The organism is Chryseobacterium sp. JJR-5R (genome assembly GCF_034047335.1).
Classification (GTDB): domain Bacteria; phylum Bacteroidota; class Bacteroidia; order Flavobacteriales; family Weeksellaceae; genus Chryseobacterium.
On sequence record NZ_CP139137.1, the window covers coordinates 1,830,898 to 1,853,939 of the forward strand.

At 40.3% G+C, this 23,042-nt stretch carries 13 protein-coding genes and 1 CRISPR repeat array (1 of these 14 running past the window's edge); of the genes, 6 read left to right on the top strand and 7 right to left on the bottom strand.

Features of this window, described 5'->3' with window-relative positions; genetic code table 11:
• A CRISPR array of direct repeats spans nt 1–3,481; the repeat unit is 47 nt; unit sequence GCTGTGACTAATCACGAAGATAGTAAATTTTGAAAGCAATTCACAAC; it begins 31 nt to the left of the window's first position.
• Nucleotides 3,482–3,694: 213 nt separating this feature from the next.
• Nucleotides 3,695–3,886, bottom strand: a complete 192-nt coding sequence (locus tag SD427_RS08325) for a hypothetical protein (RefSeq protein WP_320560812.1) — start codon at nt 3,884–3,886, stop codon at nt 3,695–3,697.
• Between the two features lie 533 nt (nt 3,887–4,419).
• Nucleotides 4,420–5,031, bottom strand: coding sequence for a Crp/Fnr family transcriptional regulator (locus SD427_RS08330; protein WP_320560813.1), 612 nt, complete (start codon nt 5,029–5,031; stop codon nt 4,420–4,422).
• 831 nt (nt 5,032–5,862) lie between these two features.
• Here SD427_RS08330 and SD427_RS08335 point away from each other — a divergent pair.
• Nucleotides 5,863–6,219 carry a response regulator transcription factor gene (locus SD427_RS08335; RefSeq protein ID WP_320560814.1) on the top strand — a complete coding sequence of 119 codons (357 nt, stop codon included), beginning with the start codon at nt 5,863–5,865 and terminating at the stop codon, nt 6,217–6,219.
• 371 nt (nt 6,220–6,590) lie between these two features.
• Complete coding sequence (locus SD427_RS08340) at nt 6,591–6,734, top strand: hypothetical protein (RefSeq protein WP_320560815.1); 144 nt, start codon at nt 6,591–6,593, stop codon at nt 6,732–6,734.
• A gap of 397 nt (nt 6,735–7,131) precedes the next feature.
• On the opposite strand, the gene SD427_RS08345 is transcribed toward SD427_RS08340, so the two are convergent.
• The 3 genes from SD427_RS08345 to SD427_RS08355 all read right to left on the bottom strand — a co-directional run bounded on the left by SD427_RS08345 (nt 7,132) and on the right by SD427_RS08355 (nt 10,676).
• The gene (locus tag SD427_RS08345) at nt 7,132–7,812 is read right to left on the bottom strand and encodes a hypothetical protein (protein WP_320560816.1); all 681 of its coding nucleotides are present in this window, start codon (nt 7,810–7,812) and stop codon (nt 7,132–7,134) included.
• A 1-nt stretch (nt 7,813) separates the two neighbouring features.
• Nucleotides 7,814–9,010: a hypothetical protein gene (locus SD427_RS08350; protein WP_320560817.1), complete on the bottom strand. Its 1,197-nt coding sequence runs from the start codon at nt 9,008–9,010 to the stop codon at nt 7,814–7,816.
• Between the two features lie 328 nt (nt 9,011–9,338).
• Complete coding sequence (locus tag SD427_RS08355; protein ID WP_320560818.1) at nt 9,339–10,676, bottom strand: lipase family protein; 1,338 nt, start codon at nt 10,674–10,676, stop codon at nt 9,339–9,341.
• A gap of 696 nt (nt 10,677–11,372) precedes the next feature.
• On the opposite strand from SD427_RS08355, the gene SD427_RS08360 reads away from it, so the two are divergent.
• The 3 genes from SD427_RS08360 to SD427_RS08370 all read left to right on the top strand — a co-directional run bounded on the left by SD427_RS08360 (nt 11,373) and on the right by SD427_RS08370 (nt 17,483).
• Complete coding sequence (locus SD427_RS08360; protein ID WP_320560819.1) at nt 11,373–11,705, top strand: DUF6660 family protein; 333 nt, start codon at nt 11,373–11,375, stop codon at nt 11,703–11,705.
• 158 nt (nt 11,706–11,863) lie between these two features.
• Entirely contained in the window at nt 11,864–16,228 is a 4,365-nt protein-coding gene (locus tag SD427_RS08365; RefSeq protein ID WP_320560820.1) for a CusA/CzcA family heavy metal efflux RND transporter, read from the top strand.
• A gap of 1 nt (nt 16,229) precedes the next feature.
• A complete protein-coding gene (locus tag SD427_RS08370; protein ID WP_320560821.1) occupies nt 16,230–17,483 on the top strand; it encodes an efflux RND transporter periplasmic adaptor subunit in 1,254 nt (417 codons plus the stop codon).
• A 419-nt stretch (nt 17,484–17,902) separates the two neighbouring features.
• On the opposite strand, the gene SD427_RS08375 is transcribed toward SD427_RS08370, so the two are convergent.
• Both SD427_RS08375 and SD427_RS08380 read right to left on the bottom strand, forming a co-directional pair.
• Nucleotides 17,903–19,030 (bottom strand): NADH-dependent flavin oxidoreductase, encoded by a 1,128-nt coding sequence (locus tag SD427_RS08375; RefSeq protein ID WP_320560822.1) that lies wholly within the window; start codon nt 19,028–19,030, stop codon nt 17,903–17,905.
• 116 nt (nt 19,031–19,146) lie between these two features.
• Nucleotides 19,147–20,040, bottom strand: coding sequence for a helix-turn-helix transcriptional regulator (locus SD427_RS08380; RefSeq protein ID WP_320560823.1), 894 nt, complete (start codon nt 20,038–20,040; stop codon nt 19,147–19,149).
• Between the two features lie 482 nt (nt 20,041–20,522).
• On the opposite strand from SD427_RS08380, the gene SD427_RS08385 reads away from it, so the two are divergent.
• Complete coding sequence (locus SD427_RS08385) at nt 20,523–23,039, top strand: DUF11 domain-containing protein (RefSeq protein ID WP_320560824.1); 2,517 nt, start codon at nt 20,523–20,525, stop codon at nt 23,037–23,039.
• The last annotated feature ends 3 nt before the right edge of the window (nt 23,040–23,042 follow it).

Below are 23,042 nucleotides of genomic sequence, written 5' to 3' on the forward strand. Positions count from 1 at the left end.
GAAAGCAATTCACAACTAGATTTAGTCGATTTTCATAGCAACGCCTGCTGTGACTAATCACGAAGATAGTAAATTTTGAAAGCAATTCACAACAGTTCTGAACTCGTTAAAGCTGAAGGAATTGCTGTGACTAATCACGAAGATAGTAAATTTTGAAAGCAATTCACAACCTTTCTGAGCTTCTACCGTTCGTTTTGCTTGCTGTGACTAATCACGAAGATAGTAAATTTTGAAAGCAATTCACAACTAAATTGTCTTCGCAAATTAAAACGTCTCCGCTGTGACTAATCACGAAGATAGTAAATTTTGAAAGCAATTCACAACTCCAATCAAGCGGGTTTCTGCACCGGTTTTGCTGTGACTAATCACGAAGATAGTAAATTTTGAAAGCAATTCACAACAATCCGTTGTAATCTACCAGAGCCAAAGTAGCTGTGACTAATCACGAAGATAGTAAATTTTGAAAGCAATTCACAACCGCATGGTTGATCTACTGTGATCATGAGATGCTGTGACTAATCACGAAGATAGTAAATTTTGAAAGCAATTCACAACCACATTGGTCATGGCCTCCGCAATTTCCAGGCTGTGACTAATCACGAAGATAGTAAATTTTGAAAGCAATTCACAACTACCATACCTTTGAGTATAATTAAAAAGATGCTGTGACTAATCACGAAGATAGTAAATTTTGAAAGCAATTCACAACTATCTCATTATCCATTAATCATTAATAAACGCTGTGACTAATCACGAAGATAGTAAATTTTGAAAGCAATTCACAACACCTCATGACTTCAGACCCAGGATGGCAGAGCTGTGACTAATCACGAAGATAGTAAATTTTGAAAGCAATTCACAACCCGATGCAACCACAGCAGTTACAGGAGAAGGCTGTGACTAATCACGAAGATAGTAAATTTTGAAAGCAATTCACAACTCAGTGGAATATCAAAACTCCAGCATCAGAGCTGTGACTAATCACGAAGATAGTAAATTTTGAAAGCAATTCACAACCAAAGATACTGACATATTGACAAAGATACTGCTGTGACTAATCACGAAGATAGTAAATTTTGAAAGCAATTCACAACGACAATAGAAATTCTATTGAAAGCACAGCAGCTGTGACTAATCACGAAGATAGTAAATTTTGAAAGCAATTCACAACTGTGCTCAGAATTTTCCAGTTTCAATGTTGGCTGTGACTAATCACGAAGATAGTAAATTTTGAAAGCAATTCACAACAACCTGATACGCTTCTGATTGAAGCATTTTGCTGTGACTAATCACGAAGATAGTAAATTTTGAAAGCAATTCACAACCAACCTGATACGCTTCTGATTGAAGCATTTGCTGTGACTAATCACGAAGATAGTAAATTTTGAAAGCAATTCACAACAAGTTCAGCTCTCTCACTTTCTCTGTGGTGGCTGTGACTAATCACGAAGATAGTAAATTTTGAAAGCAATTCACAACAAACAGGTTTCAGTGTAATGAGGACCAGAAGCTGTGACTAATCACGAAGATAGTAAATTTTGAAAGCAATTCACAACCTGGGTAATCAGTTTGTTGAAAAGATTTGTGCTGTGACTAATCACGAAGATAGTAAATTTTGAAAGCAATTCACAACCCGTTTGCCCGGAGGGAGCCTGCTTACTGGGCTGTGACTAATCACGAAGATAGTAAATTTTGAAAGCAATTCACAACCCATCCGCTGAAGAGCAGCATCCAGGAGCAGCTGTGACTAATCACGAAGATAGTAAATTTTGAAAGCAATTCACAACGCAGCAAACTGGGTTTCAATCTCCAACATTGCTGTGACTAATCACGAAGATAGTAAATTTTGAAAGCAATTCACAACTGCGATTCGGACATTCTAAAATCAAGTTCAGCTGTGACTAATCACGAAGATAGTAAATTTTGAAAGCAATTCACAACGAAAATGCCGTCATAATTGGAATAAGGAATGCTGTGACTAATCACGAAGATAGTAAATTTTGAAAGCAATTCACAACCTTTCGAGATCTGCCGGCTCCAGTTTATGTGCTGTGACTAATCACGAAGATAGTAAATTTTGAAAGCAATTCACAACAATATGAGGTCCTTTTACTAACTTTTGCAAGCTGTGACTAATCACGAAGATAGTAAATTTTGAAAGCAATTCACAACGAGGCAATCTATCAATTGATGACCTTGTAAGCTGTGACTAATCACGAAGATAGTAAATTTTGAAAGCAATTCACAACCAGGCTATTGAGCAACTTAATAAAAATGAAGCTGTGACTAATCACGAAGATAGTAAATTTTGAAAGCAATTCACAACCATATTGCTCAACTTCATCAACATCCCCATGCTGTGACTAATCACGAAGATAGTAAATTTTGAAAGCAATTCACAACCGCTGTGTTCGGCTCCCAGATATTCTGTAAGCTGTGACTAATCACGAAGATAGTAAATTTTGAAAGCAATTCACAACATTCTTCTATGAACTCCTTTACCTTAGCAAGCTGTGACTAATCACGAAGATAGTAAATTTTGAAAGCAATTCACAACTTAAATACACTCAGGTTTATAATATTGTACGCTGTGACTAATCACGAAGATAGTAAATTTTGAAAGCAATTCACAACAAAATCAAAACACGGCATTCATATTTACTCGCTGTGACTAATCACGAAGATAGTAAATTTTGAAAGCAATTCACAACAATATCAGTAATGCAATATGTTATAAAATTGCTGTGACTAATCACGAAGATAGTAAATTTTGAAAGCAATTCACAACTAAGATTTGCTGTTCCAAATTTTCAATTCTGCTGTGACTAATCACGAAGATAGTAAATTTTGAAAGCAATTCACAACTTGAATAGACTGCTCTAATATTGCTAGGAAGCTGTGACTAATCACGAAGATAGTAAATTTTGAAAGCAATTCACAACGATGAAGGAAATCGCCTCTTTAGTTGTTCCGCTGTGACTAATCACGAAGATAATAAATTTTGAAAGCAATTCACAACTAGACCGATCATGGGAAGATACTCAAGAACGCTGTGACCAATCACGAAGATAATAAATTTTGAAAGCAATTCACAACAAAAGAAGAATGCCAACCGACAGATGGATAGCTGTGACCAATCACGAAGATAATAAATTTTGAAAGCAATTCACAACTAAACTTCTCCAGATCAGCATGCGTAAACTGCTGTGACCAATCACGAAGATAATAAATTTTGAAAGCAATTCACAACGGTTTATAGATATGCGGTCACGTGTGGCAAGCTGTGACCAATCACGAAGATAATAAATTTTGAAAGCAATTCACAACGGATATTGACACTGAGACACAAAGTACACTGCTGTGACCAATCACGAAGATAATAAATTTTGAAAGCAATTCACAACACACTGGAAAAGGTGAATGGTTAGGAATAAGCTGTGACCAATCACGAAGATAATAAATTTTGAAAGCAATTCACAACCGCCTCGGAGATGCATTCGATTATGTTATAGTTGTGACTAATCACGAAGATAGTAATTTTGAAATCTTATCAGGGTATAAAATGAAAGTTTCAATGCAGCTGAAGTGATTAAACTCCGCATCTTTACATTGGGATTTCATAATGCTTAAAAAATAAATCCCCGGCAGCTGCCGGGGAAGTAATTTGAAAATATAAAGGATCGATTATCCGGGTTTAACTTACAGGATCTACGATAGCCATACACAGATGGCCCGGTCCTGCCTGTGAAATAGGCCGGCATGCCCCGTTGATGCAGCACCAGTCATTTCCACACTGTAAATCTTCCGGACACATGGGGTATCCTCCTAAAATGTTTTTCAGCTGTTTTTTGTCTAATGATCTTAGACCTTTAAGATTGGTTTTCATATGATTGAATATTTGGTTGTTACAATATTACAAATATTTTCATAAATCACAACGAGGGGAATGTAATTTAATTTTTATACCTGATTTATGGTATAGGCTTGTAATTATAGAAGTGCAATCAGACATTCTAACTGAGCAGATTCTATTCATTATGAAGATAATAATTTTAAAACCGGGAAAGTCAGGACATACAGGATTTTATGTAGCCAACTTGGCTGCGCATAGCATTTCCAGACTCAAAAATCATCAGGGCATAACCATAGCAGGGAATTATGGGATTGCCTCTGTTGCCTGTTTTACCGAATATCAAAAATATCCAACTCACATTACTAATCTGTCTTCTTAGGCTGATTTTTAAAGAAACAGATAACCGTCTCATATAAAACGAAACACTTGAAGCCTGTTTGATTTTAGCTGAAAATATATGCATTTGCAGATCAAGGCCATTACGCAGATCGGATCTGCGAGCGTATATTCCGGAATAAGATTACATCTGCTTTAAAAATGTAAAGTTATGATTCTTAAACCTGCTCTTAGTAATATACCCTTCCCTTTACGATCTTAACGATATCTTCACTTTCCAGTTTCTTTAAAATCCTGATCACCGTTTCAATCCTGAGGCCCGTTAAAGAAGAAAGTTCTTTTCTGGTATAAGGAACTTTATAGGAAAAGGGCTCTTTCTGGCCTTGTTTTTCTTTAAGATGGTCCAGCACGGTCAGCAGCTGATGGGCGGCATCCTCTGAAGTCAGGCTGTTTAAGAAAATATAACTGTAATAGGTTCGTTCCGCACAGTTCCGGAGAAACTGCAGCTGGAGTTCAAAATCAGATTCCAATAATTTTAACAGTTTGGCCCGCTCCAACCGTAAGATCGTACAGTCTTCTGTGGCCAAAGCACTCACGGCGTACCTGTTGTGCCTGCAAAAAAGGAATACCTCTCCTACAGATTCGCCCTTACAATGCAGGCTCTGGATAAATTCTCCGCCTCTGCCTCCTGGTCCTGGCTTGAAATTAGCAAGCTTTATTTTACCTTTTTTAATCTGAAAATAATACGCCGGCGCAGCATTTTCTTCAAAAAGCAATCCGGATTGCTTTATATGAATAATTTCTGCTCCATAAGTAATAAGCAAGTCTTCTTGTATGGCCATAACATATAATTAAACTGATCTCACAATGGATGATATGACTTCGAAACACCCGTACCTATCGAATAGATTCTAAACCAATACCAAATATACAATGTAAATATCCATTCAATTATGATTTGAATAAGACGGGATATTTAAGAACGGAATAATTGCATGCGATGCTGGACAATCATTGCCATTACATCCTGACTCCACAAAACCCATCAGGATGATATGTTTATAACTGCTGAACTGCACAGACAGAGGTTCAACAATGGTGTATAATAATCCGGAGAGAAGCCCTTGACAGGCCGGCAGTTTTACATGATCCGGAAAAGTGATATTGGATGCTGTAAAAAATCCATATGAATATGATATCGCTGAACAGGTTATAGAGTATGATCTATGTCATAATTACAATTATGTATTATATCTATCTTTGACAAGCTGGACCGGGAAAATAAAGTGATATCAGAAATTTACATTATATCTGTCACGGAAAATCTTTTGCATACGGCAGAAGCAATTGAAAAGCATTGCAATGCCTGCGATTACCTGTTTCGGAAACATGCTGTGCCTCAGTTTTATTATCTGATCTTTAATTATCAGTTTAAATTTTAGCCCTGAAACTTTATAAAAATTTTCAAAGTTTATTTTTAATGTTTGTTCCTGATGATTTTACGTCCGGCAGATTAAAAAATGAGCTAAAAAAATGTTTTCATCACCATCTGAGAAAATTATGCTGTTGCGACAGAGCTGAACGGACTAATAATTAAATGTCAATCATGTTAAGGATAAAGCTGCCTGCTGGGATTATCCGCCATCTGGTGTAATTATTGATTGACAGACACCATGAGAAAGATTTTTTTAGTAGAAGACAATGAAGCGATTAGGGAAATTCTTGAAATATTTCTGACCTCTGAAAATTATAATGTAAAATCCTTTGCTACTGTAGAAGAGTTTGCAGCACGGGATGTCTGTGAAACCCCGGACTTATATCTGTTCGATGTCATGCTTCGTGACGGGTCCGGAATTGATCTGTGCCGCCAGATCAAAGAGGATCATGACAATAAAAATATTCCCGTTATTATCATGAGTGCACATGCAGGCCTTGGCCACTTTGAAAATCTGTGCGAACCTGAAGACTTTATTGCCAAACCGTTTGATATTGATCATGTACTGGAAAAAATCCGGAATCTGCTCAACTAAAAGCAGGATTACTTGATAAAATATAATTCCTCTAAATAACAGCGGAATGCAGTTACCCGCCGGAAAACTCTATTATCAATAGAAAATTTTTCTGTTCATAAATTTCAGCACTTTATTTTCTTCCATCTTTCTAATGGTGAGGATAGCAGTTTCAATGTACAGGCCTGTAAGTGATGCCCGCTGCTGCCTCATATATGGAATTTAATTAAAAGGAAAATTTATCCTTGATCTGCTGTAGCTATTTCATCCTGTTCATCACTTCCGTAAGCATTCCGATGATGCTTTTGCTTAAAATCTTGCGCATCATTACACATATTGTATATTTTTCAGACAGTGCCGTACACTTTAAACGAAGTATGCGGATAAATGTCATGCAGTGTCAGGAATTTATCCCTGCAGATTTTAATCACTTTACAGCCGGCAGGCGCACCGGTATTTACACAAGAAGGCTTCCTCAGGACCAGGAGCCGGACGGAAGTATATTCAGGATCAGTTTTTTGCCGTCTTCACTGTAGCTATTGAGCTTTACGTTTTCTTCAGATTAGAGTTATGGGTTAATTTTTACAGTGAAATGCAATCCTAACTGAACTTTGTCCGTAACCTTCATAAAAACTTCTTTATTAAGTGTATATCTATATGATTGGCATCAGTTATAATAGACTTGGATTTTTCAAGTTAATGCATCACTGAATCTGATACAAAATAAATAGTCTCCGAATATTTAAAGATATCTTTATCCTCAAAAATAAACAAGAGCAGGGATTATCTGCTCTTGTTGTATTTTAAATTTAGTGATTTTTAATAGACTGATGGCTTGAAGTCAAATCGTTGTTACCAACTTTGTTAAATGACAGAGCGATGTTGATATAATTAACAGCCAGGTAATAAATCGTTTGCTGCTAATTTTTCTGACTAAAAATTAGCAACAGTATAATTCAGTTTCAGAAAGGGCATGCCAAACCCTGATGTGTAATCATCAAAGTTATGTTTTTCTACTATATAAGTACCTATTACGGCTTCAAATCTTTTATATTTGTAACCTACACCTATTTTATATGCCTGGAATTGAAAATCGACTTCACTTGACCTGCTGAATATGATTTGTCCATCTGCATTTCTCTCATAGACTTCCGTTACGTGGAATAATGTATTGTTATTCATAAATCCATATCCGATATTGGCAATAAGATACTGGTTATTGTTTTTTAAAGGGATATAATGTTTTAACTGTATTTCTGTGTCTGCGATAAGCCGCATATGCTGGTCGGCAGATGAAAAATCATTGGGATTATTCAGATTATAATCTGAATAGAGCTGATCATATCTGAAACTTTGGCTGATGCCAATGGTCGTGTTTTTAAGAAAGAAGTATTCAATTCCCATATTGATGCTGTTTCCGGATAAATGCTTGTCGCGATTATAAAGAAAGAACTGATTGGAAGTGGATAATCCTTCCGCATTTCTGAAGTTGAAAGGAACTATTCTGAATTCAATGCCTGCGTCTATTTTAAACTTTTTGCCTGGCTCTGTTTGAGCCAGACAAAAGTTTACAAATCCTAAAAAGGAAAATAATATAAATTGTTTTATTTTCATCTTACTGTAAGAACGGAGAAAATCTGATCGCTCCATTATCTGCATATGTAGTCATCAACAATGAGTGCTGGTTACTTGAGTAATAATATCCGTCCGAAGATCCGTACTTAATGTTGGAGTTCTGGCCGTTAACGTTAAAATAATCATATCTGGTCTGTACAGGCCAGTTGTCTGCTTCATAAATGGTATATAAAAGTCTGGTATTCGGGTAAATATTTGAAGCAGTATTGATCATGCCCCCAAGCGTAGCGCCAATATAACGCTGGTTTTGCTGTCTTACATCTTTCCGCTTGAACTCGGCAAATATAAATTCAGATTGTCCTACTGTATTACTGTTGATATAACTTATTTTCTGGGATACCCCATTTTCATACCTGAACATTTGTACAGTGATTTCGGAAGCACCGGCAACATAAGATTCCTTATGGTCTTTTATGGTCATATTCCCAACCTTATACTGTTTACTCGGATTAGGGGAAGGTGGGTTGCTGGGTGGTGAATAAACAGGGTTTCCTCCTTTTTGAGGGAAGTTCGGGTTTGGATCTAAAGAAACGTCCTGTATATCAAATACTAAAAGAGCTCTTCCGCCTGTTGCAAAAGCCTCGGCATCATTCTCGGTAACAAAATTATTTGCCGGGGTGAAGTTCTGTTTAGTTTCGTCCCATAAATTGTAAAAAAACTTATTTTGTGAACTGTCGTCCAGCTGAGCAAAATAATACGTATCGCTGCTGTTATTTTCATTGTAATGGCTGGTTAATAGTTCAGCTTCCGGAATATACAGTGCTATATTATAGTTTTTGCCGTCATCAATGTCTTTAAATGCATCCTTAAGGCTTAAATATTCAGCTTCAAGTTCTTCACTGTAATTGCCCTGATCTTTAGAAAGTTCCACAATATCCCTTAAGATAACTGTATTTTCCTGCCCTTCTGATGCATGGCATAGATTAATTAGGTCTTTAGTGGTTAAGTTCAGCTTTTTAACAAATGCTGCAGCTTCTCTCAGATAGAAATCTTTGTATTCCAACTGATCCTGCAGGGGAGCGGTTTTTATTAAACTTTTGTCATATCCACCTGTTCTGGATGACAGCTGGGTGTTGTGTTGTGCAGCAAGAGAATCATTATTAGATAATTCATCTGCTTGTGAACAGGAAGTTAATGCTATTGCAATAGCAAAAACAGGTAAAACGAATTTTTTCATGAGTTATTAATTTTTTTAACGAGGTAAAGCTAAACAAAAAAATGAAATAAACAAGAAAAAATAAAGTTGTTTATAAATAGCTAAATATCAGCAAATTAATATACATTATTTTTGAATATGCTTATTTTTATACTGTCGGATAAGTTCCGAATTCTAATTTTCTCAGTTCCGGCGATGTCTCCAGGCTGCCATATTTAAAGAGTTTTATTAGATATTCCTCAAAGTTATTGGCCGTCTGTCATATAATTTTCTTTACAGGATAAAAAAACCACCTGACACAATTTCGCTGCCAAAGGTGGTTGTTTATATTTATTTGTAAAATATCAGCCTACAGTGCCATCATTTCCTTCACTTCTGAATCAACATGCGCTGCAATCCAGGCGATAATCTGGTCGATGGTCTTTTTGATGATTTCGGCTTTTAATATAGGGACCACACCCGGTACCAATCCGGCTAATGTGGACTTAGGCAGAGGCTCAGGAAGGATCAGTCCGGCAACTCCGGAGGGATCATTCGGGGTGGGTTTGATGCCGGAATACAGGTTAATATGCTGCAGGGCCAGTTGGTTTACATAATCATCCATTGATTGCGGAGGCACATTAACCGCAGTAGATCCGTTCCAGTACTGAATTGTTCCCGGCAATGAGCTGTTCCGGATCCTCGTATAAGTCGCTCCTGATTTCGAAGCATCATAAATGGCAATAGCCTGCAGGGCAGATAAGTTAAAAGCTGTGGATTTTGACAGCGAATGACCGTAAATAGCGGCAATCATCTGCAGGTCTTCCTTCTGCCAGGCGTGGGGCACCACATCCAGTTTATTCCAGTGCATGGTATTCCAGCTCTGGTACGGAAGCGTCTGTGGCTCCCATCCGGAAGGAAGAGCAGGAAATGTATTGTTGAACAGGTTGGCGAAATTAATTTCTCCCGGTGTCGGTCCTGCGGTAGGATAAACCAGGGTCATTTCAAAAGCACCCAGTTTTTTCTGTGTCTGCAGGTATAGGGCGAGGGTCGGAGACAGGGCTCCGGCCAGGCTGTGTCCGCAGAAGATCAAGGCTGTACCCGGGTCGGTTTTAGCACCGGAAAGAAACTGCTCAAGGCTGGTTCCGGGGGCCGCCGCCGTGTCCGGTGAAATAAGCCCGAGAAGATTGCTTACGCCCACGGCGGTACCGCCTGATATAAAAGGTTCGCTGCCGTCATAAGGGGAAGGCGTAAAGTCAGAAGGGTTATACGTGTTCCAGTTTACGACTTTCGATACGGCAAAGTCTTCATCTTTCCAGTCGAATACAGAATCAGGATTGGTTCCTGAAATAGCAACTGCATAAACGGGCATTTCAGGGCCTCCCGGAAACTGCACGGCATTGCACTGCGCTACGAACAGGGCATTATCAGCAACCCCTGTAGGGAGCCCGTCCACCTTTTCTTCAAGCACTGCCGGTCCCCAAACGAGACTCCAGCTGCCCAGTACCGTTGTTACGGAAGGATCAGCGGTAGATGGGGCGGTCTGTTTCATGCAGGCTACGGGCGGGACATTGTTCAGGTAAAAGGACAGGTCATACTGAAGCTGAAGCTGCAGATTATCCTGCGTACCGGTGTAACCTGCGGCACGCCCTACGATACATGCCATACCAAATATCTGTTGGTAAGCGTCTAAAGATGGATTTGTCATGAGTAAAAGTTTAAATTAAAGTAAATGATTAAGGTTGAAAAAATATTTTGTCCTTTTTATTTTATCTGCTGACGGACCGCAGGTTAACGGTAAGTTCTGCCAGATCCGTAACAGCCGGGCTTCTGCTATTCAGAATTTTAATAGAGCTGCTGATAAAACCGGGCTAAAAGAACACAGTAAAGTAAATGATAAAAAACAGTGCACCTGTACGTGAAAATAACCAAAATACCGTGTAGGTATTTGTACTTAGTTTTAAAATATTCAGAATTCGGAATTGCCGTCCGGGATGAGATCAAAAACTGCCGCATGATGTTTCCGGCATGTACGGGGTCCGGCCGGAGAGGTTAATCATGCTCCGGCTATCCGGTTGATTGCTTCTGTATTTTCAGTATTGATCCCTCAACCGGTCTTCAGCTTTCCCAATGTTTTGTTTCATAATTTTCAGGCTGGATTCAGGATAACCTGAGTCCCGGGGCGTTTATCAATTCTGCTCCTTATATTAAAAAAGCGTCCGGGTTTTCCATTTCAATTGTTTATGTTTCGCAAAGCCTGCTGAATCTTTGAGCGTTGTTCCGGAATAAGATTCAGATCTGCTTTGAAAATGTAAAGTCATAATTCTCAGACAGGCTCTGAATCTTACTGTTCATTCTCATTCTTTTTCTGTTTTTATCTTAATAAAATGTATACATTTGCCAAATGAATTTTCTGAAACTGCTGTTAACAATCTATTTCATGGTGCTCTCTGTGGTTCCATGCAATGATGTCAATGCGCAGTCACAAAATAATGTAAAACTGCCTTACGGAAATTTACAGAACCAAGAAGATTCACATTCAAAAGATCATGGCGACATCTGTTCTCCTTTTTGCTGCTGCAACTGCTGCCAGATGCCGGCTGCATCATGCCGGTTTGAGCCTTTAAGCATTTTGCCCGATAGAATCACGGAATATTTTTCAAAGAAAATTCATTTCCGGAAAAATAATTTTGCCTATTCGGTGTACCACCATATCTGGCAGCCTCCCAAAATTTAATTTTAGCGATTAAGCAGAAAATGTAAATATATGTTTTCTGTCTGCTTCTGATGAAACCTGCAATACCTCTGCAGGGTATTTCTGTTCATCTTTAACGTGTGTTCTCCTTCATTTTTACTGATGGGAGACCAATTTTCAATAAAATTAAATTCAGTTTAATGTTAGATAATATCATAAGATTCAGCATCAGGAACAAGCCCGTTATAGGTGTCATGACCTTATTGCTGATTATATGGGGTTTGTGGAGTGCATCCCGATTACCCGTAGATGCCGTACCAGACATTACCAACAACCAGGTACAGATTATTACGGTCTGCCCGACACTGGCAGGACAGGAAGTAGAGCAGCTGGTTACATTTCCTATTGAGCAGAGCATCGCCAATATTCCTGATATTGAGGAAACCCGGAGTATATCAAGATTCGGGCTGTCCGTAATTACTGTTGTTTTCAAAGATGATGTTGACGTGTATTTTGCCCGTCAACTGATCAGTGAAAAACTCAAGGAAGCTTCCGGAGAAATTCCGAAAGGTGCAGGAACTCCGGAAATGGCTCCTGTAAGCACCGGCCTGGGAGAGGTATACCAATATATCCTCCATCCAAAAAAAGGAAGCGAGAAAAAATATTCTTCAGAAGAACTGCGTACAATGCAGGACTGGATCGTAAGAAGGCAGCTGAACGGAACGCCCGGGGTAGCAGAGGTCAACAGTTTTGGCGGTGCGCTGAAACAATATGAAGTAGCGGTGGATCCCAACCGTCTCAGGGCAATGGGGGTCAGTATAACGGATCTTTTCACAGCATTGGAAAAGAATAACCAGAATACAGGAGGCGCGTACATTGATAAAAAACCAAATGCCTATTTCATACGCGGAATCGGGATTGTAACCTCTTTAGAAGATATAAAAAACATTGCCGTTCCTAATAAAACAGGAAGTGTCCCGATTTTTATAAAAGATGTTGCAGATGTTCGTCTGGGAAGCGCTGTACGTTACGGAGCAATGACGTACAACGGCAGAGTGGATGCTGTGGGTGGTATCGTGATGATGCTGAAAGGCGCTAACAGCAATGAGGTAGTCAATTCAATTAAAAATAAAATTCCGACAATCCAGAAATCGCTTCCCGATGATGTTGTTATTGAACCGTTTTTAGACAGGACGGAGCTGGTTGGAAGAGCCATCAGCACAGTAGAAAAAAACCTGATTGAAGGTGCCCTGATTGTTATTTTTGTACTGGTTATATTCCTGGGGAATTTAAGAGCAGGATTGATTGTTGCTTCAGCGATTCCTTTGGCGTTGCTTTTTGCATTGGGAATGATGAATGTTTTCGGGGTTAGTGCCAATCTGATGAGCCTGGGGGCAATTGATTTCGGTTTGATTGTTGACGGAGCGGTAATCATCGTGGAAGCGGTCCTTCACCATCTGGGACTTAGAAAATCCACTCAAAAACTGACACAGACCGAGATGGATGAGGAAGTTTTCCTTTCTGCTTCCAAAATAAGGAACAGCGCGGCATTCGGTGAAATCATCATTCTGATCGTATATATTCCGATTTTAACTTTGGCCGGTATTGAAGGGAAAATGTTTACGCCAATGGCAAAAACCGTAGGATTTGCCATTTTAGGTGCCCTGGTTCTTTCACTGACCTATATTCCAATGATGAGCGCCCTGGTTTTATCAAAAAATATTTCTGCAAAAAAATCTTTTTCTGACAGGCTGATGGATAAACTTCAAGGTATATATCAGCCCATATTAAAAAAAGCAGTTCAGATTAAAGGGCTGATTGTCTCTGTAACCGTTGCCCTGTTTGCGTTGAGCATAATAATATTCAGCAGGATGGGGGGCGAGTTTATCCCTCAGCTGCAGGAAGGGGATTTTGCGTTCCACTGCATCCTGCCGCAGGGAAGCTCACTTTCGCAGAGTATCGAAACGTCAATGCAGGCATCCCGAATTATAAAAGGCTTTGATGAGGTGAAAATGGTGGTGGGAAAAACAGGGGCTGCCGAAGTTCCCACTGATCCTATGCCTCCCGAAGCTTCTGACCTGATCATTGTTTTAAAGCCGCAGAAGGAGTGGAAGACCAAAAAATCTTATGATGAGCTGGCAGACGAAATATCAGAAAGGCTAAAATTGATTCCCGGGGTATTCTTTGAGAAAAACCAACCGATACAGATGCGCTTTAATGAACTGATGACAGGCGTCCGGCAGGATGTCGCGGTGAAAATTTTTGGTGAAAACCTGGATTCTCTTGCGGTTTATGCCGATAAAGCGGGCAAAGTAATTCAATCTGTTGATGGGGTTACTGCTCCACAAATTGAACGTACCGGAGGACTGCCGCAGATCAATGTGGAGTATGACCGTACAAGAATGGCCAACTACGGACTGAATGTTGAGGATGTCAACAATACGTTAAGTACGGCTTTCGCCGGGAAATCTGCCGGTCAGGTTTTTGAGAACGAAAGACGTTTTGATCTGGTCGTCAGACTCGACAGTCTTCACCGGACCAATATTGATGATGTCAACAGCCTGATGATCCCAACGGGTTCTGGAAACCAGATCCCGCTTTCACAAGTAGCGAATATCAGCTACAAACTCGGCCCGTCACAGATCAGCCGGGATGAAGGGAAACGCAGGATTGTCATTGGATTCAACGTGAAAGACAGGGATGTGGAAAGTGTAGTAAAAGATATTCAAACTAAGCTGGATAAGCAAGTGAAATTGCCTCCAGGGTACTACTTTACCTATGGCGGTCAGTTTGAAAATCTCCGGGCCGCAAGCAAAAGACTGATGATTGCGGTTCCGGTTTCGTTACTACTGATATTTTTCTTGTTATATTTCACATTCCGTTCTTTTAAGCAGGCTGCGTTAATCTTTACCGCAATTCCCATGAGTGCAATCGGCGGTATTTTTGCACTGCAGATCAGGGATATGCCGTTCAGTATCAGTGCGGGGATTGGTTTTATCGCCTTGTTTGGCGTTGCAGTTCTGAACGGGATTGTTCTCATAGGCACATTCAATCAATTGGAAAAGGATGGCGAAACAGATATTCTAAAGCGGGTTTTTGAAGGAACAAAAACCAGACTGAGACCGGTTCTGATGACGGCAGCCGTAGCTTCGCTGGGATTCCTTCCGATGGCCATTTCCACAGGAGCCGGAGCGGAAGTTCAGAAACCTTTGGCAACAGTGGTTATAGGTGGCCTGATCACTGCGACTTTCCTTACGCTATTTGTTCTCCCGATGCTGTATATTATTTTCAGCAGCCGGTTCAACCGGAAGAAAATGAAGATGAAACCTTTGACAGCGATTATTGTATTAGGATTTTTATTTTCCGGACAAACTTTAAATGCTCAAAATATAAAAACATTATCGGTGGAGCAGGCGACAGAAATAGCTTTGAGTAATAATTATTCAGTAAAAACGAAAGATCTGGACATTAAAGTTTCTGGAGCTTTGAAACCCACAGCCCATGAACTTCCAAAAATGAATTTCAGTGCGCAGCTTGGACAATACAACAGTCCGAAGTTTGACCAGTCGTTTTCCATTTCTCAAAGTATTCCTTTCCCGACTTTGTTTAAGGCAAGAAAGGAACTTATTGCTCAGGAAATAAAAGGAAAAGAGATCAATAGAGAAATTACTGTTAATGAGCTTGCAAAACAGGTCAGAACGTATTTTTATCAGATTGAATATCTACATTACAATCAGAAGAAACTAATGAAACTTGATAGTCTGTATCAGGATTTTATCAGGATTGCAACCGTCAGATTTAATGCAGGTGACATCAAGAAAATAGAAATCAGTACAGCAGAAACACAGAAAGGTGAGATTAATCTATTGTTAAATCAGAATAAAATCTATCTTGATAATGCTTACAGAAATTTGAAAACGCTTTTAAACACAGATGATCAGATTGAGATTCCGCTTAGTGAAAATTATCATCCACTGAAAGCAGAGTATGTGTTGGACAGCACTACAATTGCCAATCATCCAACTGTCAAAGCATTTTATCAGGAAATGGAAATTGCCGAGAGAAATAAAAATGTGGAGAAATCGCAGGGCTTACCTGAATTCAGTTTGGGTTATACGAATCAGTCAATAATTGGTTTTCATACCGTGAATGGACAGGAAAAATATTATAATGCAGGGAACCGTTTTAATGTTGCCAACATTGGTATATCAATACCGTTGACGTTTGGAGCAACCAAAGCAAGAATTCAGTCATTGGATTATCAGAAACAAATGGCAGAAACCAATGCAAAACTCCAGCAAAAGCAATTGACGGTTCAACTTGAAAATGTATTGAACCAATACAAACAGGACATTCTGCAATATGAATATTACGTTGGTCAGGCTTTGCCAAATGCCGAAAAAATTGTGAAAGCTGGTCAGCTCGGTTATAAAACAGGAGAAATCTCCTACGTAGAATATCTTTTTGCATTGCAGACCGCAACCAATATTCAGCTCAAATATCTGGAATCCATTCAGCAGGTCAATCAGTCTGTGATCAACATTAACTCTTTAATCAATAAATAATATGAAACAACATATCATCTGCATCGCCTTTGTCTTGATTTTTCTCGTAGGCTGTGGAAAAAAGGATGCTTCAACTGAAGTGGAAGGCGAAGTGAAAACCGAACAAACCGAAGAGCACGGCGAAGAAGCCCCGCAGACTATCGCAAGCCTGACCGAAGAGCAAATGAAAGCGGTGGGCATAACTCTGGGCAAAATCGAGATGAAAGAACTGACTTCTACCATCAAAACCAATGGAGTACTTAGAGTTCCCAATAATAATAAAGCGACTGTCACGTCGATGTATGGCGGAATTATTAAAACTTTGAATGTACAGATTGGGGATTTTGTAAGAAAAGGACAGGTAATTGCCTCCATTTCAAATCCGCAATACATTCAGTTGCAAGAGCAATACCTGACCGTTAAAAGCAGGATTGCATTTGCAGAACAGGAATACAGAAGACAGAAGGAATTATTTGATCATGATGCCGGCGCAAAAAAGAACCTTCAAAGTTCAGATGCTGAACTGAAAACCCTGAGAACACAAAGATCATCTTTACAGAAACAGCTTCAGATGATGGGAATCAATCCCGCCAATGTCAATAATGGAAATCTGCGATCCGGTTTAGTGATCACATCTCCCATCAGTGGAACAATCAGTACTATTTCTGCACAAATTGGAAGTTACATTGATATCTCATCGCCCGTTGCAGAAGTAATAGATAACGGTTCCCTGCATTTGGATTTGCAGGTTTTTGAAAAAGACCTCCCAAAAATGAAGGTGGGACAAATTGTTCATTTTAAATTGACGAACAACCCGGAAACCGAGTACGATGCCAAGATCTACAGCATCGGATCTTCATTTGAAAATGAAAGCAAGACCATCTCAGTACATTGTTCAGTAACCGGAAACAAGACGGGCCTGATCGATGGGATGAATATTACCGGAATCGTGAGCCTTGATAAGAGTACAACGCCTGCAGTACCTAATGAAGCGATTGTAGAAGCGGACAGTAAATATTATATTTTTATCAGAACAGACAAAAAACAGGAAGGCCGCCACAGAGAGGAAAGCGGGCATCCGGACGGAAAGAAAAGATCTGCAAAAGAACCTGAACTGACTGATTTTGAAAAGACAGAGGTGGTAAAAGGTTCTTCTGATATGGGTTACACGGCAATTACTGCAATCAATGAAATTTCAGCAGATGCGGATGTGGTTGTAAAAGGCGCATTTTTTGTCAATGCAAAACTGAGCGATCCGGGCGGGCACGAACATTAATTTTAAGATGCCGGCAATGGAGCTTAAACATATTTAAGGCCATGAGGAGAACCGGCTTTGTGATGCAGCACGCAAGGGTAGCGGTATCTGTCCGCTTACCTACCGGCGCCGGGAAAAGCCTTGTGAAATTGAGTTTTTTTAAGATTTGTAACCATAACCAAATAAGTGAAGTGAAGTGAAGTGAAGTGAAGTGAAGTGAAGTGAAGTGAAGTGAAGTGAAGTGAAATAAAATGAGCAGTCTTATTATGGCCTGAAATAGATGCAGATACTGTTTAAATATAAAATCAACCGGTAACTATCTATGCAGAAATACGCTCTCTGCCGCTTATGTAAAAGCCATCTTCCTTGAGATGGCTTTTTTCATTGTATAAATCAGATCTGGTTTTTTCGGAAAGCGTTCAGATCAGGAAATTTAATAATTATTCCGTTACCTGAAAAAATCCTGTGGCCACCTTTATGAATTCCTGAAGTTTTTTAGGAACATCAAGTTCGTCAGCTTTAGACATGCTTAGAACTTCCGCAGCTTTTTTCCCATCGGCTACAAGCTCAACCCAATGTGGATTAATGATAAGGCCGTGTCCCACAGCAGCCAGTGACAATCCCGTTTTAATGGCTTCCACTGCATCACTGCCTTGTGTGATGCCTCCTGCAGAGATTACCGGAATTCTCTGATCTACGTGATCCAGGATCAGTTTTAAAATCGTTGCCTCTCCGTTTTCATCATCCACCGGCTTTTGAGTCAGCAGATCAGCCAGTGAAACATGCAGGTAATCAATTCCTGATGCAATCAGTTTATCAATCAGAGGAAATGTATCTTTCACGCCGTAGCTTTCCGGTTCTTCAGGTGAGATCCTGAAACCAATCAGGAACGGTCGGTCTGCATACTTGTTGATCACATCCTGGATCTCCTTGATTACTTCTACCGCAAAGTTCATTCGTTTTTCCGGAGACCCACCCCAATGGTCAATCCTTTGGTTATAATATGGCGAAAAGAAATTCTGTAACAAAAATCCGTGAGCGCCATGGAGCTCTATGCCGTCAAAACCTGCTTTTATGGCCCTGTGAGTGGTTTCCCCGAATGCTTTTACCATTTTCAGGATTTCTTCATGCGTCAGTTCATGCGATACGGTTCCGCCCGCATAAAAAGCTGACGGCGTCAAGGCTACGGGACTCGCACTTACCGGGATGCCGTCAGGGATCAGTTCTGGAACAGCTTTGTTTCCTGCGTGATAGATTTGAAGTATTGCAGGGGCTCCGCCGCGTTTGGCCGCGTTCGCCAGTTTTTCAAGACCCGGTAAAAAAGAATCATCACAGGAGGCATATTCATTGGGGAAGCCAATTCCGTTTGCCATTACTCGGGTACAGCCTGTAATAACCAAACCAACGTTTCCGCTTCGGGCTTCATAATGCCGGATTTCATCATCTGCCACGGTATAGTCATCATTGCTTGCCCAGGTTGTCATGGGAGCCATTGCAATTCTGTTTTTGGTTGTGATTCCGTTTTTAAAGGTAAAGTTTTCAAATAATTGTTGGGTTTCCGTATTCATTGTCAATTTTATTTTAAGTTGAAAAAGCGGGTATTATTGATTGTCTTTTTTGATTTTAATGCAAAAGCACAGCCGGGCCAGGTTGCCTGCAGGTACAGAAATGCCGGAAAAAAAATTTAATTCAGATTATTCTCCCTGAAAGCATTGGGAGCAACTCCAACTACTTTTTTAAAAAGTCTCGCAAAATAATTTGCATTTTCAAATCCGAGCAGAAAAGAGATTTCCGAAATATTCATTTTGCCTTCTGACAATAGATTTTTAGCCTCTTTTATCAGATGGAGATGTATCAGTTCGAGTGCCGTTTTACCGGTTTCCTGTTTAAGAAGATCGCTAAGGTAGCGGGAAGATACATTCATTTTATCTGCCATATACGTAACAGTCGGCAGACCGTATTGCCTGACTGTATTTTCATTGTAATATGCATCAAGCAGCTGTTGGAATCTTCCGGCACATACTCCGATTGTTTCGATGTGGTTGATAAACTGCCTTTTATAAAATCTTTGCGAATAGGTAAGCAGGGTTCCTAGATGTGCCAGAAGGATCGCCTTGCTGTAATCATCGGTGTTGTTATGTGACTCTTTGTGCATAGTCCGGGCCAGGTTCCAGACGGTTTCCTCTTCACTGGGAGACAGATACAGGGCTTCATTGGTTTCATAATCGAAATAGCCGTAATTTTTCATCTCTTTGAACAAGGCGGTACCTGATAGAAAATCTTCTTTAATGGTTATTAAAAAACAGCCATCCTCTGATTTTACATTTTTAAAAGTAACGGTCTGATTTGGCCTGAAGAAAATCATTTTGCCCCGCTCATGGTCAAACTTTCTTTTGCCGTAAGTAATGTCCCCCGAAACAAAAGTCTGAAAAGAAATGATATAAAAATCCGCAGTGAATACAATATCCTCGATGCTTCCATCGCTTTTATGTCCAAAAGTGACGCTGAAAAAAGGATGTTCGGGGGGGTGCACCCCAATGTCTCTGTTGAAACTGCCGATGTCTTTATAATATTTCATAGCCGAAGAATATACTGTTATTTATATTGCAAATGTCGGATTTTTAATGATGTGATGTGGATACAAAAGTAGGAGGTTGCAGCACATTTTTACGAAAAACAATTTTGTTACAGCGCAGTCTGTTTGTTGATAAATTACCATTTTTTTAGATTGGTTTATTTCTAAAACAAGCCTTTCTTTAACGGCTTTCCCAAAACAGCGTCATTTAAAAATACAGAACTTAAGATGATAAAATAGGGTATGAAAGTATATTCATTTTCAGATTAAAGGCTGATTTTTATACATTATTTTGGCTTTATTTAAAAAAATATTATCTTTGCACAGCTCTTAGGATGTGTATATTTTTAATATTAAATACATAATACAAATTTTTTTTTATCCAATTTCATCTTAATGTATTAAATTATTTAATTATAATTTCACTTATATTTAATATAACATAATACAGTTATGGGTATTTTCGTAAAATAATTCACCGTCATATGAAAAGATTTAATTTTTTATTATTCCTTATTGTTTTTTTTATTAAACCCCATGAGTTTTATTCGCAGCAAATTGACAGACTGTATTTATCTTTTGCTGCAACAGGACGCGTCTATGACATAACGGGCATTACCGGTACCGTTTCACTGCCGGCTCCGCTGGCTTCACCGGCCCCTGCTAATTTAGGCGATCTCAGTAACCTGGGAGTAGGTTATGATAATCCCGGAGGAAATCCCAATTCAGTAGTGTTTATCCATTCGGATATCGCGGCTAACAGCGTGGTTTATAAAAACGGCGCGCCGGTTACCCCGGCCACTACGCTTCCCAATGCCAGCATAGGGGGAATCGGGACCAACAATGTACCGGGAAATTACTTCGGAAGGGTATACGGTTTCCAGTCCAATACCAAAACCCTGTACCCGATCTATCCTTCTGGGGCAACCGTGCCCATTACCGCCGCTACAGGCGATACCGACTGGAATACAGGAACCACGTTTGGAACTGATACGTTCTTTGATTATGAGAATAATATCTATACATTCCTGAATAATTCCGCGAATACGGCAAGATATTTATACAAAATATCCATTGCCACAGGAATTGCTACAAAAGCTTCCCAGATTACCGGCCCTGTTGCCACCATTTCCGGCATCCGGGGAATGGCTTACCTGAACGGCCTCGTATATACGGCTTCCCTTCTCGGGGCTTCCGGCGGAACAACAAATACGATCCAGATCAATACCATCAATATTTCTACAGGTGTTTCCAATACCGTGGCCACCATTAATGTCGGAAGCAATTTTGCCAACCTCGATTTGGCATCAGTCCCTTATTACGTCCCGTTTACCTTTACCTGTAACGGAGCGGCATTTCAGGGAAATTCCACATTTTCTACAGGATATGCGTCTACAAGGACCGTAAGGATTCCGGTGAGTAATGTGTACGGTCCCGGTACTTACACCATTAATGTGTCAGGTACAGATTTTGCCACCACTTCCCAGAATGTTACGATTAATACAGGCACTACCTTTATCGATGTGCCCGTTACTTACAACGGAACCGGTGCCGCAGGCCAGAAAACGGTGACCATAAGGCTGGGGAACTCTTCAACCGTCTGTTCGGTTACTGCAACCGCTGAAGCATCGTTCGGATGTAATGCCAATATGTACCTCTCACAGAGCAATACGCTGTACAGGGTCAATACCGCATCAAACCCCTTCACGTATCCTGTCGTAGGATCTTATACCAGTAATATCAACTCAATCGGAATCAACCCTGTGGACGGGCTTATGTACGGAACTGTGGAAAATACCAATACGATTGTAAGAATCAATGCTTCCGGTACGTTCACTTTGCTGGGTGCCGTATCCGGATTGCCAACCGGTGTTAATTTTAATGCCGGCGAGTTTGACCCGACAGGAAACTACTATGTGAAACAAACAGGATCCAATAATATTCTGTACCGCATTAATATTGCAGCCATGACTGCCACTTCATTAACACTCTCACAGGCTGTGAATGTTTCAGATTTTGCCTACAGAACGACAGATGCAAGACTTTATTCGGTATCTACGGATACGGACGGACGGCTTTTGTCAATTGACCTTTCAACTTCACCTGCAACCGTTGCGTTTATCGGGTCCAACAGTACAGTAACCCCTTTCGGAGCCATGTTTGCCTCATCTACCGGCGAGGTTTATGGTTCCCTCAATACCGGAGGTTTTTACCAGTTCAACCTTATCAACGGACAGAGAACACTGATCTCGTCATCTCCTGCCAGCACATCGAATGACGGCGCCCATTGTATTACTGCGCCGATTGCTTTCAGTGCAGATCTTTATACAACGATAACGGACGGCGTATCTACCTATGCACCGGGAACGTCTTTAACCTATACGGTTGTTGTCGGAAACAGCGGACCTTTCGGGGTTCAGGGGGCAACGGTTTCCGTACCTGTGCCTGCAGGAATTCCGGCAGCTAATATGACGTATACTGCTACAGGTGCCGGCGGTGCCGCCAGTCCGGTTACCGGGACACAGACCGGTGCCATTAATGATGTGGCCAATTTACCGCTGAACAGTACGGTTACTTATACCATTACGGTAAATATTCCGGTGACGTATACCGGAAATCTGACCAATACGGCTGCCGTAACCTCTCCGGTAAACAGCACGGACCCGAATACCGCCAACAATACGGCAACGGATACCAACGTGCAATCCGTTTGTTATAATCCGGTGACCAACACCGCTGCGGGAACCGATACCCGGCTTGGAATAACATTACAGAAAAACGCCAGTGTAGGGATTGGGAACTGGCCGTTTACCCGTAAGTCTGCGCATATGGCAATAGAATCCAATACACAGGGATTTGTGGTTACCCGTCTTGCAACAGCTAATTTATCAAACATCACAACACCCCAGGAAGGAATGTTGGTTTTTGATACCACAGCAAAATGTTTAAAAATCTATTCGGATGGTGTCTGGAGATGTTTCTCGGTTCCATCATGCCCTTAATAA

Bases quoted from the DNA above. Each gene is read 5' to 3' on its own strand.
- SD427_RS08380 (WP_320560823.1), bottom strand. From the start codon at position 20,040: ATGAAATATTATAAAGACATCGGCAGTTTCAACAGAGACATTGGGGTG.
- SD427_RS08335 (WP_320560814.1), top strand. From the start codon at position 5,863: ATGAGAAAGATTTTTTTAGTAGAAGACAATGAAGCGATTAGGGAAATT.
- SD427_RS08325 (WP_320560812.1), bottom strand. From the start codon at position 3,886: ATGAAAACCAATCTTAAAGGTCTAAGATCATTAGACAAAAAACAGCTG.
- SD427_RS08370 (WP_320560821.1), top strand. From the start codon at position 16,230: ATGAAACAACATATCATCTGCATCGCCTTTGTCTTGATTTTTCTCGTA.
- SD427_RS08340 (WP_320560815.1), top strand. From the start codon at position 6,591: ATGCAGTGTCAGGAATTTATCCCTGCAGATTTTAATCACTTTACAGCC.
- SD427_RS08350 (WP_320560817.1), bottom strand. From the start codon at position 9,010: ATGAAAAAATTCGTTTTACCTGTTTTTGCTATTGCAATAGCATTAACT.
- SD427_RS08365 (WP_320560820.1), top strand. From the start codon at position 11,864: ATGTTAGATAATATCATAAGATTCAGCATCAGGAACAAGCCCGTTATA.
- SD427_RS08355 (WP_320560818.1), bottom strand. From the start codon at position 10,676: ATGACAAATCCATCTTTAGACGCTTACCAACAGATATTTGGTATGGCA.
- SD427_RS08385 (WP_320560824.1), top strand. From the start codon at position 20,523: ATGAAAAGATTTAATTTTTTATTATTCCTTATTGTTTTTTTTATTAAA.
- SD427_RS08345 (WP_320560816.1), bottom strand. From the start codon at position 7,812: ATGAAAATAAAACAATTTATATTATTTTCCTTTTTAGGATTTGTAAAC.
- SD427_RS08375 (WP_320560822.1), bottom strand. From the start codon at position 19,030: ATGAATACGGAAACCCAACAATTATTTGAAAACTTTACCTTTAAAAAC.
- SD427_RS08360 (WP_320560819.1), top strand. From the start codon at position 11,373: ATGAATTTTCTGAAACTGCTGTTAACAATCTATTTCATGGTGCTCTCT.
- SD427_RS08330 (WP_320560813.1), bottom strand. From the start codon at position 5,031: ATGGCCATACAAGAAGACTTGCTTATTACTTATGGAGCAGAAATTATT.